The 14,506-nt window shown below is 67.6% G+C and carries 13 protein-coding genes; 4 read left to right on the top strand and 9 right to left on the bottom strand.

All coding sequences use genetic code 11. The annotated features are described in order from the left end of the window. Window positions 1-39: 39 nt before the first annotated feature. On the bottom strand, window positions 40-1,014 hold the full coding sequence (trxB, locus tag H1343_RS14120) for a thioredoxin-disulfide reductase (RefSeq protein ID WP_185983486.1): 975 nt from the start codon (window positions 1,012-1,014) through the stop codon (window positions 40-42). A gap of 411 nt (window positions 1,015-1,425) precedes the next feature. On the opposite strand from trxB, the gene H1343_RS14115 reads away from it, so the two are divergent. The 3 genes from H1343_RS14115 to H1343_RS14105 all read left to right on the top strand — a co-directional run bounded on the left by H1343_RS14115 (window position 1,426) and on the right by H1343_RS14105 (window position 5,559). Beyond that, entirely contained in the window at window positions 1,426-3,210 is a 1,785-nt protein-coding gene (locus H1343_RS14115) for an ABC transporter ATP-binding protein (RefSeq protein ID WP_185983485.1), read from the top strand. 151 nt (window positions 3,211-3,361) lie between these two features. After that, a complete protein-coding gene (locus H1343_RS14110; RefSeq protein WP_185985680.1) occupies window positions 3,362-4,759 on the top strand; it encodes a TrkH family potassium uptake protein in 1,398 nt (465 codons plus the stop codon). A 5-nt stretch (window positions 4,760-4,764) separates the two neighbouring features. Beyond that, window positions 4,765-5,559, top strand: coding sequence for a glycosyltransferase family 25 protein (locus tag H1343_RS14105; RefSeq protein ID WP_185983484.1), 795 nt, complete (start codon window positions 4,765-4,767; stop codon window positions 5,557-5,559). On the opposite strand, the gene H1343_RS14100 is transcribed toward H1343_RS14105, so the two are convergent. The 5 genes from H1343_RS14100 to H1343_RS14085 all read right to left on the bottom strand — a co-directional run bounded on the left by H1343_RS14100 (window position 5,502) and on the right by H1343_RS14085 (window position 11,697). Continuing rightward, window positions 5,502-6,593: a glycosyltransferase family 4 protein gene (locus H1343_RS14100; protein WP_246333101.1), complete on the bottom strand. Its 1,092-nt coding sequence runs from the start codon at window positions 6,591-6,593 to the stop codon at window positions 5,502-5,504. The genes H1343_RS14105 and H1343_RS14100 overlap by 58 nt on opposite strands. Window positions 6,594-6,597: 4 nt before the next feature. Further along, window positions 6,598-7,188: a Uma2 family endonuclease gene (locus H1343_RS17035; RefSeq protein ID WP_246333100.1), complete on the bottom strand. Its 591-nt coding sequence runs from the start codon at window positions 7,186-7,188 to the stop codon at window positions 6,598-6,600. Between the two features lie 19 nt (window positions 7,189-7,207). Next, a complete protein-coding gene (gene greA, locus H1343_RS14095; RefSeq protein WP_185983482.1) occupies window positions 7,208-7,681 on the bottom strand; it encodes a transcription elongation factor GreA in 474 nt (157 codons plus the stop codon). A gap of 159 nt (window positions 7,682-7,840) precedes the next feature. Beyond that, window positions 7,841-11,272 carry a carbamoyl-phosphate synthase large subunit gene (gene carB, locus H1343_RS14090; RefSeq protein WP_185983481.1) on the bottom strand — a complete coding sequence of 1,144 codons (3,432 nt, stop codon included), beginning with the start codon at window positions 11,270-11,272 and terminating at the stop codon, window positions 7,841-7,843. A 131-nt stretch (window positions 11,273-11,403) separates the two neighbouring features. Continuing rightward, the gene (locus H1343_RS14085) at window positions 11,404-11,697 is read right to left on the bottom strand and encodes a helix-turn-helix domain-containing protein (RefSeq protein ID WP_246333099.1); all 294 of its coding nucleotides are present in this window, start codon (window positions 11,695-11,697) and stop codon (window positions 11,404-11,406) included. Between the two features lie 211 nt (window positions 11,698-11,908). Here H1343_RS14085 and H1343_RS14080 point away from each other — a divergent pair, with 211 nt between their 5' ends. After that, on the top strand, window positions 11,909-12,046 hold the full coding sequence (locus tag H1343_RS14080) for a hypothetical protein (protein WP_185983480.1): 138 nt from the start codon (window positions 11,909-11,911) through the stop codon (window positions 12,044-12,046). 89 nt (window positions 12,047-12,135) lie between these two features. Here H1343_RS14080 and carA read toward each other — a convergent pair whose 3' ends face one another. The 3 genes from carA to H1343_RS14065 all read right to left on the bottom strand — a co-directional run bounded on the left by carA (window position 12,136) and on the right by H1343_RS14065 (window position 14,471). After that, window positions 12,136-13,320: a glutamine-hydrolyzing carbamoyl-phosphate synthase small subunit gene (gene carA, locus H1343_RS14075; RefSeq protein ID WP_185983479.1), complete on the bottom strand. Its 1,185-nt coding sequence runs from the start codon at window positions 13,318-13,320 to the stop codon at window positions 12,136-12,138. A 75-nt stretch (window positions 13,321-13,395) separates the two neighbouring features. Beyond that, window positions 13,396-14,118, bottom strand: coding sequence for an LrgB family protein (locus H1343_RS14070; protein WP_185983478.1), 723 nt, complete (start codon window positions 14,116-14,118; stop codon window positions 13,396-13,398). Beyond that, on the bottom strand, window positions 14,115-14,471 hold the full coding sequence (locus tag H1343_RS14065; RefSeq protein WP_185983477.1) for a CidA/LrgA family protein: 357 nt from the start codon (window positions 14,469-14,471) through the stop codon (window positions 14,115-14,117). The genes H1343_RS14070 and H1343_RS14065 overlap by 4 nt, the downstream gene beginning before the upstream one ends. Window positions 14,472-14,506: the final 35 nt, after the last annotated feature.

The raw sequence follows: 14,506 nt of genomic DNA, 5'->3' as shown, positions 1-14,506 counted from the left end.
TGCGCAACAGGCATTTCAGCCTGCCGCATAGGCAGTTTTTTACTCGGCTGCCTGCCGGGCGCCCTCGGAAATGCGCGTTTCCGCAAGCCAGCGTTCGGCCTCCAGCGCCGCCATGCAGCCAAGCCCCGCCGCGGTGACGGCCTGCCGGTAGACGTCGTCCGCAACGTCGCCCGCCGCGAAGACGCCCTCGACGGAAGTGCGCGTCGTACCCGGTTCCACCCAGAGATAGCCGCCCGGCTTCTGCTTGAGCTTGCCTTGGAAGAGTTCGGTGGCGGGAGCATGGCCGATGGCGATGAAGACGCCGTCCGCCGCGACTTCGGTGATCTCTCCGCTCTCGCGATGGCGCAGCTTCACGCCGGTCACCGACTTCATCGGCTTGTGCGCGCCGACGATCTCCGCGATCTCGGAATCCCAGACGATGTTGACGTTGTCGAGCGCCATCAGGCGGTTCTGCAGGATACGCTCCGCGCGGAACTCCGAGCGGCGATGCACGACCGTGACGGTCCTGGCGATGTTGGCGAGGTACAGCGCCTCCTCGACGGCGGTGTTGCCGCCGCCGACGACCACGACGTCCTTCTGGCGGTAGAAGAAGCCGTCGCACGTGGCGCAAGCCGAAACGCCGAAGCCCTGGAAGAAGGCTTCGGAATCGAGGCCGAGCCACTTGGCCTGCGCGCCCGTCGCCACGATCAGCGCGTCGCATGTGTAGACGGTGCCGCTGTCGCCGGTGAGGCGGAAGGGGCGCTTCGAGATGTCGGCGTCGACGATGAGGTCGGAGGCGATCTCGGCGCCGACATGCAGAGCCTGCGCCTTCATCTCCTCCATCAGCCACGGACCCTGGATGGGATCGCGGAAGCCGGGATAGTTCTCGACATCGGTCGTGATGGTGAGCTGGCCGCCCTCCTGCAGGCCGGCGACGATCAGGGGCTTCATCATCGCACGCGCGGCGTAGATCGCGGCGGTGTAGCCCGCAGGTCCGGACCCGATGACGAGGACTTCGGCGTGGCGTTCGGTCATGGCGCTTCCCGGATGGCTGTCGCTTCGTGCCCCGAAGGTCGGCGGCGCGATGTCGAACTTCAATAGGTGAGGGGCCGGAGGGACACAACACGCGCGCCGTCTGCGCGCCGGAGCTTGTCCGGCGATCCACAGGCCTTGCGGCGGGCCGCTACCCGATGGTATGGGCAAATCATTCCCCTGGGGCCCCTGGACGAGAAGGAGAGCACGCATGGCTGAACCAGCAACTCTCCGCCCGGCCGGCTCCACCGGCTCGTTCCCGCGCCGCGGCTGACCCGCGCGCCGCCCGGAACAAACGCCTGGCCCGACAGGGCCCCTCCAGGACATCGACGCTCCCGCCGCAGCCCATGAGGGCGCCGCGATGCGTTCGAAACGGACCGCACCAGATGGGCGCCGGTCCGGGGAATCGCTGCCATGATCTCAAAGAAACGCCGGCGCGCCTCCGCGCTTGGCCGCGTCCTCGCCTTCACCGTCTCCAACTGGGCGCGCGAGCGCCTGCTGGTCGGCGCAATCGCCGTGACGATCACCGTCGCGACAATCGCCGACATTCTCGTGCCGGTCTTTGCGGGACGAATGGTCGATGCGATCGCCGCTCATCCGGGCGATGCGGCTGCTGGCGTTTCCGCCGCCTTGCCGGCGCTCGGCGCGATGGTCGGTCTCGGCGTGACGTTCCTCCTTTTCCGGCATGTCGCCTGGAGCCTCGTCATCCCGCTCACCCTGCGCATCATGTCCAGGGTCTCCCGCGAGGGGTTCGGGCGCGTGCAGCATTTCTCGACGGACTGGCATGCCAATGCCTTCTCGGGCTCGGTGGTGCGCCAGATCACGCGCGGCGCCTGGTCGCTCGACCTCCTGCACGACATCCTTCTCCTGGCGCTGTTGCCTTCCGCGGTGGTGCTGGTGGGCACGGTCGCGCTCTTCGGCTGGACGTGGCCGGTGATGGGGTTGGTGACGGCGCTGGGGGCGGGCGCCTACGTGATCGCGACGATCCTCCTGTCGACACGCTACGTCGCGCCGGCGGCGCGCGTCGCCAACCGGCTGGACACGCGGGTCGGCGGTGTCCTCGCCGATGCGCTCGCCTGCAACGCCGTGGTCAAGGCCTTCGGCGCCGAAACGCGCGAGGAAGAACGGCTGGCGCTCGCCGTCGGCCGCTGGCGGCGGATGACGCGCCATGCCTGGATGCGCGCGACCTATGCCGGCACGATCCAGAACGCGCTTCTGTGGACGATGCGCATCGCCATCGCCGCGACGGCCCTGTGGCTGTGGGCTGAGGGGCGCGCGAGCCCTGGCGACGTGACGTACGTCCTCACGACCTACTTCGTGGTGCACGGCTACCTGCGCGAGATCGGCATGCATGTGAACAACCTTCAGCGCTCGGTCAACGAGATGGAGGAGCTGGTCGATCTCTACGAGGAGACACCCGGCGTTGCGGACGCGCCGCAGGCGGGAACGCTGGGCGTGAGTGCGGGCGAAATCCGCTTCGAGGCCGTGCATTTCCGCTACGGACAGCACGCGACGCCGCTCTACGACGATCTGTGGGTGACGATCGAAGGGGGCGAGCGCGTCGGCCTCGTCGGGCATTCGGGCTCGGGCAAGACGACCTTCGTCAAGCTGATCCAGCGGCTCTACGACGTCACCGGCGGGCGCATCGTGATCGACGGGCAGGACATCGCGGACGTGAAGCTGGCGACCCTGCGCCGGCAGATCGCCATCGTGCCGCAGGAGCCGATCCTGTTCCACCGCTCGCTGCGCGACAACATTGCCTACGGCCGACCCGGTGCCACGCGCGCCGAGATCGAGCACGCGGCGGAACTGGCCAGCGCAGACCGCTTCATCGAGCGCCTGCCGCTCGGCTACGACACGCTGGTCGGCGAGCGCGGGGTGAAGCTTTCGGGCGGCGAGCGCCAGCGGATCGCGCTTGCGCGCGCCTTCCTGGCCGATGCGCCGATCCTGATCCTCGACGAAGCGACGTCGAGCCTCGATTCGGAATCGGAGGCGCTGATCCAGGCGGCGATGACGCGGCTGATGGCCGGCCGCACCGCGCTCGTCATCGCGCACCGTCTGTCCACCGTGCGCGATCTGGACCGCATCCTCGTCTTTGATCGCGGCCGCATCGCCGAGGACGGAACGCATCAGGACCTTCTGGCGCAGGCGGACGGCCTCTATCGCGGCCTGTGCGACCGACAGGGGATCGCCGCCTGAGACACGGTGGCGATGACGTTTTCGTTTCGCGCATCATCATGTAAGAGAGCCCGGCCCGGCGTGGCCGGGCCTCATGCCGGGCACGAGCCGATCGGAGAGCATTTCCATCTTCAGGACCGTCGCCCACGTCTGCTCGCTCTTCGGCCTGGCGCTGGCCGGCGCCATGCTGCTGCCGGCGCTGATCGACCATGTGGACGGCAACGACGACTGGGTCGTCTTCGTCGGCGTCAGCGCCATCGTCTCCTCGATCTGCGCACTGGTGGCGGTGGGCACGCGGGGAGGGCGCTTCTCGGCCTCGCCGCGCCTCGGCTTCCTGCTCGTCACCTCGGTGTGGCTGACGGCCGCCTTCATCTGCTCGCTGCCGTTCCATCTCTCGGAGGTGCCGATCTCCTTCGAGAAGGCGTTCTACGAATCGGTCTCGGGCATCACCACGACGGGCGGCACGGCGCTGGTTGGGCTCGACGACATGCCGCGCGGCCTGCTCTTCTGGCGCTCGCTCCTGCAGTGGATGGGCGGCGTCGGCCTCGTCGCCATGATGATCCTCATCCTGCCGCAGCTGAAATCGGGCGGCGTTTTCCTCTTCAAGCTGGAGAACTCGGACCGCTCGGAAAAACTGCTGCCGCGCTTCTCGCAGCTCGCGACGGCGCTCGTCTGGGTCTATTGCGGCCTGACCTTCGCCTGCGCGACGGCGTACTACATGGCGGGGATGACGCTGTTCGACGCCGTCAATCATGCCATGACCACGGTGACGACGGCAGGCTTCTCCACCCACGACGCCTCGCTCGGCCATTACGACCAGCCAAGCGTGCTTCTGGTGGCGCTCGTCTTCATGATCCTCGGCGCGCTGCCGGCGGTCCTGTACATCCGTTTCTTCCTGCCGCGCTCCCTGCAGCGCTGGCGCGATCCGCAGGTCTTCGCCTTCCTGGCCACCTGCCTCGTGCTGGGGCTGATGCTGTCGGCCGTGCGCCACTTCATCGAAGGCGTGCCGGTGCCCACCGCCCTGCTGACCGGCTTCTTCAACCTCGTCTCTCTCATCACGACGACGGGGTATTCGACGCAGGACTACATGCTGTGGCCGACGGCTGCGCTCGGCATCCTCCTTCCGGCCCTGTTCATCGGCGGCTGTGCCGGCTCGACCTCCGGCGGCATCAAGATGCAGCGCATCATCGTTCTGTTCACGCTGGTGCGCGCCAACTTCCGGCGCCTCCTGCGGCCGCACTCGATCCAACCGTTGAAATACGGGCCCTCGGACATCTCGCAGCTCGCCATCGAGACGCTGATCATCTTCATCGTTCTCTATTTCGCGCTGACGATCGCCGGCACGATTCTCCTGACCCTGTTCGGCATCGACTTCATCTCCGCCTTCTCCGCCGCGCTCTCGGCGATCGGCAATGTCGGCCCCGGTTTCGGCCCGCTTGTCGGCCCGGCGGGCAATTTCGCGGCCCTGCCGAACGGCTCGCTCTGGATCCTGTCCTTCCTGATGCTCGTCGGGCGACTGGAGATCGTCACAGTGCTGATCCTTCTGACGCCCGGCTTCTGGCGGGATTGACCGGCGTGCTTCCCATCCGCTTCATCAATCTCGACCGCGCCGCCGAGCGCCGCGCCTTCATGGAGCGGCAGGGCGAGCGGCACGGCCTTGCGATGGAGCGTGTGCGGGCGGTCGACGGTGGTGAGATCGACCCCGGCGAGCTCGCGCGCCTCGCGGCATCATGGCAGCGACCGATGAGCGCCGGCGAGGTTGCCTGCTTTCTCTCGCACAAGGGGCAATGGGAGCGCGTCGTGCGCGAGGACGCGCCCGCGGTGATCCTCGAGGATGACGCGGTGTTCTCGCCGCGCCTTCCGGCAGTCCTCGCCGCGGCGTCGGCGCTGTCCGACATCGAGGTCCTGAACCTGGAGGATTACGGCAAGCGTCGATTCCTGCGGCGCGGCAGCGAGCGGCCTTTGGCCGATGGCGTCAGCGCCGTGCGCTGCCTGCGCGACAAGGCCGGCTCGGCCGCCTACGTCGTGTGGCCGCAAGGGGCGCAACGCCTTCTCTCGATGGCCGGGGACCGCGCGGGCCCCGCCGACGCCATGCTGCACGGGGCAGGGCTCCTCGCTTATGTCTGCGAGCCCGCCGGGGCCGTGCAGCTTTCCGTTCTGGAAGATCGCGGCTTGAGCGGCGAGATCGACGGGCGCAGCCATCTTCAGGCCCCGCGCGGCAGGCAACGGACGACGACAGTGCAGCGGCTGCGGCGGTTCGGCGCGCAGGTCGCGCTCCTGCCGCATCATCTCGGAAGGCTCGCGGGGACGGATTACCGCCGGATTCGGTTCGAGCCCTCGGACTTCTCCGAAGTCCATAAGGCCTCGTAGACCGCGCCGATCTCGGCGGCCTCGCGCTCCAGCGGGAAGCGGGCGAGCGCATGTTCGTGCGCCGCGAGGCCCGCGCCCTCCAGCCGCGCCGCATCGTCCATGAAGGCCGCGCTCTCGGCGATCATCGCGGGGAGGTCGTCCGCCGGCACGATCGCTCCGGTGCCGGCGGCAACGACGTCCGAGAAGACGCCGACATCGCTCGCGACCACCGGCACGCCGCAGCTCATCGCCTCAAGCGGCGTCAGGCCGAATCCCTCCCAGCGCTGCGGAGCGATGAAGAGATCGAGCGCGCGATACCAGTTCTCGATGTCGGTGTGCTCGCCCACGAAGCGGATGCGCTCGGAAAGGCCCGCTGCATCCACGCGCGCCCTGAGGTCGGCGAGGAAGGCGCCGTGCGCCTCGGTGGCGCGGCCAGCCACCACGGCCTGCCAGCCGGGCCGCGAGGGCAGGAGATCGATCATCGCGTTGACGAAGAGGTCCGTGCCCTTCTGGTGCCGGATGCGCCCGAAGCAGCCGACGGTGCGCAACGCCGGATCCAGACCGAGCGCGCGGCGGGCCTCCATCCGATCCTCCGGCGGGCGAAACCGCGTCTGGTCGATGCCGTGGGTGACGACCGTCGAGGGCACCTTCAGATAGGCGGACGTGCGCGTGGACGTCGCGATCACCGCGTCCATTTTCGCAATCAGCCAGCGCGTGTACCCGGTGTGCTCGCGCTGCGACGCGGAGGTGAAGACGAGCCTGAGCGGCATGCGCAGGACATCGCGCATGACGATGCCCGGCAGCATCTCGACATTGCGCCGCGCGTGCCAGATGCGGAATGGGCGCCCGGACGGCGTGCGGAAGAGGGTCGGCAGATCGCGCAAGCGCAGCTTTGGCAGCGTATCCGGCAGGCCCGGCCCGAAGGCGACGATGCCCAGCGAACGAGCCTGCAGCGGAACGAGCTGAACGATGGTGGAGGTGACGCCGGACAGGCGCCGCTTGAAATTCGGCGCGACGACGAGGATTTCGGCAGGGTCGAGAAACGGGCCGGACAAGGGTCTAGACGGCGTGGCTGCCTGAGCCCTGCAGGAGCCCGGCGTCCTCGTAGATCTCTGCCAGCGGCAGATCGGCGGGACCGTCTTGCAGAGCGAGGCTGAGCGAGCCGTCGAGCAGGACGTCCTCCGGCACGAGCCGACCCAACGCATCGCGCTCCCAGACCGGGACGCAACATTCGGACTGCGAGACGCAGACATACTGACGCACGGACGGGACGTTGTCATAGTCCCGGAGCTTGCGAGCCTGGTCGTACCACCCGGTCGAGTCTGAAAGGACCTCGAAAAGGATCACCGGTTCGCTCGCATCGTTCGACGTCGGATCGTAGCGCCCGCAGTCGACCGTTACGTCCGGGTAGCGGGAATTGCCGGTCGCCGGGATCGGAACGCGCATGTCGGAGCCGGAAGGGCGGCATGACGAGCCGCGCAATCGCGAGCGAAGCGCGGAGACGATATTCGCGGCGATCAGGGCATGCGCCTGCGTGCCGCCGGCCATCATCACCGCCTCACCGTCGACGAGCTCGAACCGCCGCTCCTGTTCCGACTCCCAGACGAGGAAGTCGGCCAGCGAGAAGATGCGGCGGGACGTTTCGCTCATCGCGCCCTCCCTTGCGGCGTCAGGCCCAGCGGACCTCGAGGACCTCGTAGGAGCGCGCGCCGCCGGGCGCCGACACTTCGACCGTGTCGCCTTCGCCCTTGCCGATCAAGGCGCGGGCGATGGGCGAGGTGACGGAGATGCGGCCCTGCTTCACGTCGGCTTCCTGTTCGCCGACGATCTGGTAGGTCTTCTCCTCCTCGGTGTCCTCGTCCACGAGCTTGACGGTGGCGCCGAACTTGATGCGGTCGCCCGAGAGCTTGCTCACGTCGATGACCTCGGCACGCGCGGTGAGGTCTTCCAGCTCGGAGATGCGGCCCTCGTTCAGGCTCTGCGATTCCTTGGCGGAATGATACTCGGCGTTCTCCGAAAGGTCGCCGTGGGCGCGCGCCTCCGAAATCGCCGTGATGATGCGCGGACGCTCCTCCTGCTGGCGGCGGCGCAGCTCCTCCTTCAGGGCCTCGAACCCGCCAACGGTCATCGGGACCTTATCCATGCCCTCACCTTCCCGCGATGGTGCCGGCCGGGCGGCCGGAACCTCGTCTTTCGTTGCTCGGCGCCTGGCCGAATATAGTTCGGACCGGCCCGCCGAGCGAACCGGTCCCTCAAAGTGAATCACTCACGACAGGGATGAAACACCCCGTTCGCGCAGAGTTCAAGCGGCTTTGAAGTAGGACTGGACGGGCCGTACTTCAAGGTTCCCGGCCTTCAGCGCCTCCACGGCTTCGCTGGCTGCGACCATGCCGGCGAGCGTCGTGAAGTAGGGCACCTTGTGCATCAGCGCGGCGCGGCGAAGCGAGCGCGAATCCGAAACCGCCTTGGCACCCTCGGTGGTGTTCAGGACGAGCTGGACCTGCCGGTTGCGGATGGCGTCCTCGATGTGCGGGCGGCCTTCCAGAACCTTGTTGATCTTCTCCGACGCGATGCCCTGTTCCGCGAGGAAGAGGTGCGTGCCCTCCGTCGCCATGACGCGGAAGCCGAGGGAGACGAGCCGGCGGATCGGTGCGATCATGCCTTCCTTGTCGCCGTCGCGCACCGAGACGAAGACGCATCCCTCGCGCGGCAGGTCGACGCCGGCACCGAGCTGTGCCTTCGCGAAGGCGAGCGCGTAATCTGTGTCGAGGCCCATGACCTCGCCGGTCGAGCGCATCTCGGGGCCGAGCAGCGTATCGACGCCGGGAAACCGGGCGAAGGGGAAGACAGCTTCCTTGACCGCGATGTGCTTGAGGCCCTGGACGTCCGGCTTGCCGCCGTAGGCGGCAAAGGCAGCCTTCAGCGTCTCGCCCGCCATGACGCGCGCGGCGATCTTGGCGATGGGCGAGCCGACGGTCTTCGCCACGAAGGGCACCGTGCGCGAGGCGCGCGGGTTCACTTCGAGGACGTAGATGTCCTCACCCTTGATCGCGAACTGGACGTTCATCAGCCCGCCGACCTTGAGTGCCAGCGCCATCTCGCGGGTCTGGCGCTCCAGCTCGTCGGTGATCGCCTTGGAGAGCGAATGGACGGGCAGCGAGCAGGCCGAGTCGCCCGAATGGATGCCGGCCTCCTCGATATGCTCCATGATGCCGGCGACGAAAGTGTCGGTGCCGTCGCAGAGGCAATCGACGTCGACCTCGATCGCGTCGGAGAGATAGCTGTCGATCAGCACGGGCGACTTGCCGGAGACGACGACGGCCTCCTTCATGTAGCGCTCGAACTGGCTGTCCTGCCGCACGATCTCCATCGCCCGGCCGCCCAGAACGTAGGACGGGCGCACCACGACCGGATAGCCGATGCGCTCGACGATGGCGCGCGCCTCCTCGACCGAGCGCGCGATGCCGTTGTTGGGCTGGCGCAGCGACAGGTCGTTGAGAAGCTTCTGAAAACGGTCGCGGTCCTCGGCGAGGTCGATCGCGTCGGGCGAGGTGCCGAGGATCGGGATGCCGGCCTTCTCCAGCGCCTCGGCGAGTTTCAGCGGCGTTTGGCCGCCGAACTGCACGATGACGCCGACGAGCTCACCCTTCTCCTGCTCGGCCCGCAGGATTTCCAGCACGTCCTCGCCCGTGAGCGGCTCGAAATAGAGCCGGTCGGAGGTGTCGTAGTCGGTCGAGACGGTTTCCGGGTTGCAGTTGACCATGATGGCCTCGAAGCCGGCATCCTTCAGCGCGAAGGCAGCGTGGCAGCAGCAATAGTCGAACTCGATGCCCTGGCCGATCCGGTTCGGCCCGCCGCCGAGGATGACGACCTTGCGGGCGGCCGAGACCTCGGCCTCCGAGCGCAGCTCTCCGGCAAAGGGCTTTTCGTAGGTCGAGTACATATAGGGGGTGGGGGAGGCGAACTCGGCCGCGCATGTGTCGATGCGCTTGAAGGCGGGACGCACGGCGAGCTTGTCGCGCAGCGCCTTCACGGCCGCCTCGTCAGTGCCGGCGAGCTTGGCGAGGCGCGCGTCCGAGAAGCCCATCGATTTCAGGAAGCGAAGGTTGTCGGCGTCTTGCGGCAGGCCGTGCTCGGCAACGCGCGCCTCCATCGTCACGATGGCCTCGAAGCGATCAAGGAACCAGGGGTCGATCTTGCAGGCCTGATGGACCTCGCCCTTGGTCAGACCAAGGCGCAGCGCCTGCACGACCTGGCGCAGCCGGTCCGGTGTCGGCTTGCCCAGAACGGAGAGGATGGCGTTGCGATCCTCGCCCTCGCCGAGACCGGGAATGTCGATCTCGTCGAGCCCGTCGAGGCCGGTCTCGAGACCGCGCAGGGCCTTCTGCAGGCTCTCCTCGAAGGTGCGGCCGATCGCCATGACCTCGCCGACCGACTTCATCGCCGTGGTCAGCGTCGGCTCGGCGCCGGGGAACTTCTCGAAGGCAAAGCGCGGGATCTTGGTGACGACATAGTCGATCGAGGGCTCGAACGAAGCTGGCGTCGCGCCGCCGGTGATGTCGTTCTTAAGTTCGTCCAGCGTGTAGCCGACCGCGAGCTTGGCCGCGACCTTGGCGATCGGGAAGCCGGTCGCCTTGGAGGCGAGCGCCGAGGAACGGGAAACCCGCGGGTTCATCTCGATGACGACGAGGCGCCCGTCCGCCGGGTTCACCGCGAACTGCACGTTCGATCCGCCGGTCTCGACCCCGATCTCGCGCAGCACCGCGATCGAGGCGTTGCGCATCACCTGGTATTCCTTATCGGTGAGCGTCAGCGCCGGGGCGACGGTGATCGAATCGCCGGTGTGGACGCCCATCGGATCGACGTTCTCGATGGAGCAGACGATGATGCAGTTGTCCGCGCGGTCACGGACGACCTCCATCTCGTACTCCTTCCAGCCGAGCACCGATTCCTCGATCAGCACCTCGGTGGTGGGTGAGGCGTCGAGCCCGCCCTCGACGATCTCGAAGAATTCCGAGCGGTTGTAGGCGATGCCGCCGCCCGTGCCACCCATGGTGAAGGACGGGCGGATGATCGCCGGCAGGCCGACATGCTCCAGCCCCTCGGCTGCGGCGCCGAGCGCGCGCGTCATGTAGCGCTGCTTACGGTCGCTCTCGCCGAGATTCCACTCGTTCTCCATCGCAGCCAGCGCCTCGTCGCGCTGGTGCCCGGCGGGGATCTCGCGGATCAGCGCCGCGCGGCGTTCCTCGTGCGCCAGCTTGTCGGCGTGCTTAGCCTCGGTCGCGTTGGCGAGGAAGCTCTTGGGCGTCGCGAGGCCGATCTTGGCCATCGCCTCGCGGAAGAGCGCGCGGTCCTCGGCCTTGTCGATCGCCTGCGCATCGGCGCCGATCATCTCGACGTCGTACTTGTCGAGAACGCCCATGCGCTTCAGCGAGAGAGCGGTGTTGAGCGCGGTCTGCCCGCCCATCGTCGGCAGGATCGCGTCCGGGCGCTCCTTGGCGATGATCTTGGCGACGACCTCGGGCGTGATCGGCTCGATATAGGTCGCGTCGGCGAGATCGGGATCGGTCATGATCGTCGCCGGGTTCGAGTTGACAAGGATGATCCGGTAGCCCTCCTCGCGCAGGGCCTTGCAGGCCTGCGTGCCGGAATAGTCGAACTCGCAGGCCTGTCCGATGATGATGGGACCGGCGCCGACGATGAGGATCGATTGGATGTCGGTACGCTTGGGCATGGCGGGTCCGTCTCATGTTCGTGCGCGCGAAAGACCCGGCCCGCGCGGTTCGCGGGCGGGTCCGATCACGTCGGCTGTCAGGCTAGAAGCGGCTTATAGGCGAGCGTACGCGAGGACGAAAGGGCAAAGCGTCAATCGTCGGACGCGCCGTCCCCAGCCATGTCGTCGCCGGTCGTATCGACGCGCTCTAGTGCGCGGGCCTTCGGCACCGGGCCGCCGTCGTAGCCCTCGTGGCCGAGCGCGAGCGCGAGGCAGGCGAGTTCGACGCTTTTCGGAATCTCGACCGCCTTCCCGTCGCGGTCTCCCTTCTCGTAATACTGGATGACGCGCTTCTTCAGGCCGAGCTTGTCGGCGGCGTCCTTCTGCTTCAGCCCGTAAGCCTTCCGCCATTCGCGGAACCGGGCTGAATTCATTCCCTGCGTCACGGGATCCTCCTGTCGAAACGGGCGCTCGCACGCCGCCTCGGATCGTCTCGTGGGTGTGGCCTAGCCGAGAGAAGGAACCGCCGCAAGAAAAAATGCACCTCGTGCGTCTTTTGGGTCTTGAATAGGCGCACGATGTGCGCATTTATAGGCGGACTGTCGTCGGCTTTCGCCGTCATCCGGGCAGGGGCCTTGCCCATTTCGGGAGACTGCCATGCTTGCAGACATCCTCGTCCACCGTGCCTCGGCCGGTGCCGACCGTGACCGTGACGACCTGCATCGTCACGCGACCTTCGAATACGGCTTGCGTTCGCGCTTTGCTCGTCTTCTGAAGTTCCTGCGCCTCTCATGAGGCCGCTCCCGCGTCAGACCGGGAGCTTCAACGAATAAAGGCGCCGGAGCGATCCGGCGCCTTTATTGCATCTGGATAGGTGTTCGGCCTCAGGCGGCCTTCTTCGCCCGGTGCGCGTCGATCATGTCGAAGAAGCGCTGGAACAGGTAGTGCGAATCCTGCGGGCCGGGGGAGGCCTCCGGGTGGTGCTGCACCGAGAAGACCGGCTGGTCCTTCACGCGCAGGCCGCAATTGGTGCCGTCGAAGAGCGAGACGTGCGTCTCCTCGACGCCTTCGGGCAGCGAATCGGCGGCGACCGCGAAGCCGTGGTTCATCGAGACGATCTCGACCTTGCCGGTGGTGAAGTCCTTCACCGGATGGTTCGCCCCATGATGGCCCTGATGCATCTTCTGCGTCCTGCCGCCGAGCGCGAGCGCCAGAAGCTGGTGCCCCAGGCAGATGCCGAACATCGGAACACCCGACCTGGCCAGTTCGCGGATCACCGGCACGGCGTATTCGCCCGTCGCGGCCGGATCGCCGGGACCGTTCGAAAGGAAGATGCCGTCGGGATCGTGCTTCAGCACCTCTTCGGCGGAAGCGGTGGCCGGCACGATGACGACGCGCGCGCCCTGACCGGACATCAGCCGCAGGATGTTGCGCTTGGCGCCGTAGTCGATGGCGACGATCGTGTAGGCCGGCGCCTTGTTCGCGGCGTAACCCGCGTTCCAGGCCCAAGGGCCTTCCGTCCAGACCTCGGTCTCGGCGCTCGCCGCGTCCTTAGCAAGGTCGAGGCCGACAAGGCCCGACCATTCGGCCGCGCGCTTCTTCAGCGCATCGACGTCGAACTTTCCGTCCGGCGAATGCGCGATGACGGCGTTCGGCATGCCCTTCTCGCGGATCAGCGCGGTGAGGGCGCGCGTGTCGATGCCCGACAGTGCGACGACGCCGCGCGCCTTCAGCCAGGCATCGAGATCGCCCGTCGAGCGGTAGTTGGAGGGCGCCGAGACCTCGGCGCGGAAGATCGCGCCGACCGCGCCCACCGAATTGGCGGGCGTCAGGTCCTCGACGTCCTCCTCGTTGGCGCCGACATTGCCGATATGCGGGAAGGTGAAGGTGACGATCTGGCGCGCGTAGGAGGGGTCCGTCAGGATTTCCTGATAGCCCGTCAGCGCCGTGTTGAAGCAGACCTCGCCGAGCGCCTCGCCGGCAGCTCCGAGCCCGTCACCCTCGATGACCGTTCCGTCGGCCAGCACCAGAAGGGCGGTGGCGTCGCGTGTGGTCCAGCCTTCGCTCATCGCTAAAGGTCTCCTTCGGGCGGGGTCTGAAATCTTGATCGGGCGCGTCTTAGCGCCTCGCGTTCATTTGGGCAATCAGAACAGGAAGCGCCAGACGAGCGGCAGGAGAATGGCCGTCGCCACCGCGTTGATGCCCATCGCCAGCCCCGAGAACGCGCCGGCTGCCTCGCTCTCCTGCAGCGCGCGGGCCGTGCCGATGCCGTGCGAGGCGGTGCCGAGCGCGACGCCGCGCGCTGCATCGTCGCGAACGCCGATGGCGCTCAGAAGCGCCGGGCCGAGCGCCGCGCCGAGAATACCGGTCGTCACCACCATCGCGGCGGCGAGCGAGGGCGCCCCGCCGATGGCCTCCGCGATGCCCATGGCGACGGGCGCCGTCACCGATTTCGGCGCGAGCGAGGCCAGCGTCTCGCTGGAGGCACCGAGGAGGCGGCCGAGCATCAGCGTCACCGCGATGGAGGCGAGCGCTCCGGTCAGGATGCTGGCGAGGATCGCCTTCCAGCTCGCGCGGATGCGGTCGAACTGGCGGTAGAGCGGCACGGCAAGCGCCACGGTCGCCGGGCCGAGCAGGAAGTGGACGAACTGCGCGCCTTCGAAATAGGTCGCATAGGGTGTGCCGGTGAGGGCGAGGACCGCGACGATCATGGCGACCGAGACGAGCACGGGATTGAGGAGCGCGAGCCGGCCGGCGCGCTGGTAGAGAAGGTCGGCGGCCTGAAAGGCGACGAGCGTCATCGTCAACGCCAGAAGCGGGCTTGCGGCGAGATAGACCCAGATCTCCTGAAGCTGCTGGACGATCATCGCGGCGTGCCCCGGTTGAGGAAGCGCATTGCAAGGCCCGTCGCCGCGATCGTGGCGAGCGTCGCGACGACGAGCGTCACGCCGATCGGCAGCGCCTCGCGCTCGATCCGCGCCACATGCAGCATGATGCCGGCGCCTGCCGGCACGAAAAGAAGCGAGAGATGGGCGAGGAGCCCGTCCGCGACGCGGCCGATTCCCGCGGGGACCCCAGCTCCGCCGCGCCCACGCACCAGAAGAAAGATGAACAGCAGCATCATCCCGATCACCGGGCCGGGCAGGGGCAGGCCGAGGCTGGCGGCCAGAAGCTCGCCGGCCAGCTGGAACAGGAAGATTGCGGTGAGGGCGCGCAGCATCGTCGGACTCGCTCATGGTGCGGGGTACGGGCACC

This window comes from Aureimonas mangrovi, from assembly GCF_014058705.1.
GTDB classification, from domain to species: Bacteria; Pseudomonadota; Alphaproteobacteria; order Rhizobiales; family Rhizobiaceae; genus Aureimonas; species Aureimonas mangrovi.
This window is presented reverse-complemented; position numbering and strand designations above follow the sequence as displayed.

Coding starts and splice junctions, on each gene's coding strand:
- trxB (WP_185983486.1), bottom strand. CDS start 1,014: ATGACCGAACGCCACGCCGAAGTCCTCGTCATCGGGTCCGGACCTGCG.
- H1343_RS14115 (WP_185983485.1), top strand. CDS start 1,426: ATGATCTCAAAGAAACGCCGGCGCGCCTCCGCGCTTGGCCGCGTCCTC.
- H1343_RS17035 (WP_246333100.1), bottom strand. CDS start 7,188: ATGAGCGAAACGTCCCGCCGCATCTTCTCGCTGGCCGACTTCCTCGTC.
- greA (WP_185983482.1), bottom strand. CDS start 7,681: ATGGATAAGGTCCCGATGACCGTTGGCGGGTTCGAGGCCCTGAAGGAG.
- carB (WP_185983481.1), bottom strand. CDS start 11,272: ATGCCCAAGCGTACCGACATCCAATCGATCCTCATCGTCGGCGCCGGT.
- H1343_RS14080 (WP_185983480.1), top strand. CDS start 11,909: ATGCTTGCAGACATCCTCGTCCACCGTGCCTCGGCCGGTGCCGACCGT.
- carA (WP_185983479.1), bottom strand. CDS start 13,320: ATGAGCGAAGGCTGGACCACACGCGACGCCACCGCCCTTCTGGTGCTG.
- H1343_RS14070 (WP_185983478.1), bottom strand. CDS start 14,118: ATGATCGTCCAGCAGCTTCAGGAGATCTGGGTCTATCTCGCCGCAAGC.
- H1343_RS14065 (WP_185983477.1), bottom strand. CDS start 14,471: ATGCTGCGCGCCCTCACCGCAATCTTCCTGTTCCAGCTGGCCGGCGAG.